This is a genomic window from Halorubrum sp. Atlit-26R (assembly GCF_003666015.1).
Lineage (GTDB): Archaea > Halobacteriota > Halobacteria > Halobacteriales > Haloferacaceae > Halorubrum.
This window is the reverse complement of record NZ_QPLT01000044.1, coordinates 1-1,870: the sequence shown is the minus strand read 5'-3', so window position 1 is coordinate 1,870 and position 1,870 is coordinate 1. Positions and strand designations below refer to the sequence as shown.

1 protein-coding gene and 1 pseudogene are annotated in these 1,870 nt (G+C 58.6%); one reads left to right on the top strand and one right to left on the bottom strand.

Features of this window, described 5'->3' with window-relative positions; genetic code table 11:
• Positions 1 to 753 (bottom strand): annotated as a pseudogene (locus DVK07_RS19050) (ABC transporter ATP-binding protein); the annotation flags it as partial.
• A 217-nt stretch (positions 754 to 970) separates the two neighbouring features.
• Here DVK07_RS19050 and DVK07_RS19045 point away from each other — a divergent pair.
• Positions 971 to 1,870: NAD-dependent epimerase/dehydratase family protein (locus DVK07_RS19045; RefSeq protein ID WP_121598466.1), on the top strand; the 900-nt coding region annotated here is incomplete at its 3' end.

The following is a 1,870-nucleotide window of genomic DNA, read 5'->3' as shown; positions in this document are numbered from 1 at the left end:
GTACAGCTCGCTCGCAACGCCGAAAATGCGGATGTCGCGTATTCCCTGCGTTCCAGCCTGAGCTGCTTCCTGACGGCGTTCGTTCGCATCAGCAACGATGTCACCGAGTTCGTATCCTGGTTCGACGACCCGCCGCATGAGGACCGTAATCCCTCCTAAGACGAAGATTGAGGCGACCGTTAACCACGGAGCCATCACAAGAGCTATCAGAAGGTAAACCAGCGAGAGGAACGATTGAGCAAGAAGTTGGACGACGCGCATTATCACTCGGCCAGCGTACACCGTCTGTGTGATAATCGCGTTCAGGATATCGTCGGATCCCTCTTGATCGAAGTACTCGACTTTGGCATCGAGAGCGTTGTCGAACGCCCGAATCTGGAGATCGCGGACGTAGTAGTTACGCAACGCTTCACGAAACCACGCGACTAGGAAGCTCAACGTATACCGAACCGTCATCACAGCGGCGACACCGACGACGACGTAGCCGAGTGTGAATGGAATTCCGAGCGTCTGGTAGATAGTGACGAAAACGCCCATAATCCCATCTGCCTGTGACAGAGATGTGTCTGTTTGGACCAGTTCGACAATAGGGAGAATGAAACCGAGCCCCACTCCTTCGAGGACAGCTGCGCCAAGTGCCAAGACAACGATCAACGCAGTGAATCTCGGATTGAATTTCGCGACATCGAGGAGCGCGTCGATTTTCTGGCGTCGCGTCACGTTCTCGTCAATGTCGATGTCATCCTCAGTCATGGGTAGAAGCTGAGAGCATCCTTGGTAAATTTGCTACTCGACCACGCATATAAGCTCATTGACCTGCCTCCAGTAGTCACCAATCCTTCATATTCCTACTCATGTAACGATCACCTCAATAATGGCATAAGCACACTATAACCGCTGGCTCGGATGGGTCCGGTGTATAATTCGACGGCTTTTTAAGTCGATTCACTTACCCACAACCTGAGTAACTATGACGATCCTCGTTACCGGCGCCGACGGCTACGTCGGCTGGCCAACCGCACTAAGAATCGCCTCTAGAACCGACGATCGCGTTCTGCTCGTCGATAACTTCGCGCGCCGCGAGTGGGTCGATGAGGTCGGATCCGTCTCTGCCACCCCCGTCGCACCGATCCAGACCCGCCTCGACGCCGCCGAAGAGACCCATGGCCTCACGAACCTCTCGTTCGTCGAGGGCGACCTCACGAACAAGGAGTTCGTCGACGAGATTCTCGCGGTCCACGAACCCGAGACGATCATTCACACCGCGGCCCAGCCCTCGGCGCCCTACTCGCAGATCAACGGCGAGCGCGCCAACTACACCCAGCACAACAACCTCCAAGCCACGCGCAACCTCCTGTGGGGCCTCGAGGAACACGACCTCACCGACACCCACTTCGTCGAGACCACGACCACCGGCGTCTACGGCGCACCCGAGTTCCCGATCCCCGAGGGCGGCGCCACCATGGAGAACCAGGGCGAACGGGACGAGGTGCCCTTCCCCGCGATGGCGGGCTCGTGGTACCACCTCACCAAGAGCCACGACGCGGCCAACATGCGGCTGGCCCACCAGCAGTTCGATATCCCGATCAGCGATGTTCGCACCGCGATCGTCTACGGCACCCAAACCGAAGAGACGCGCGCGGACGATCGCCTGAACACGCGGTTCGACTTCGACTACTACTTCGGCACCGTCGCACACCGCTTCGCCGCCCAGGCGGTCGCCGGCTACCCCGTCACCGTCTACGGGAAGGGCGAACAGCGCAAACCCTTCGTCAGCCTCGAAGATGCCGTCGAGGGGCTCGCCCAACTCGCGCTTATCGATCCCGATGAGCGTCCCGACGACCACGTCGTCTACAACCAGACGACGCGC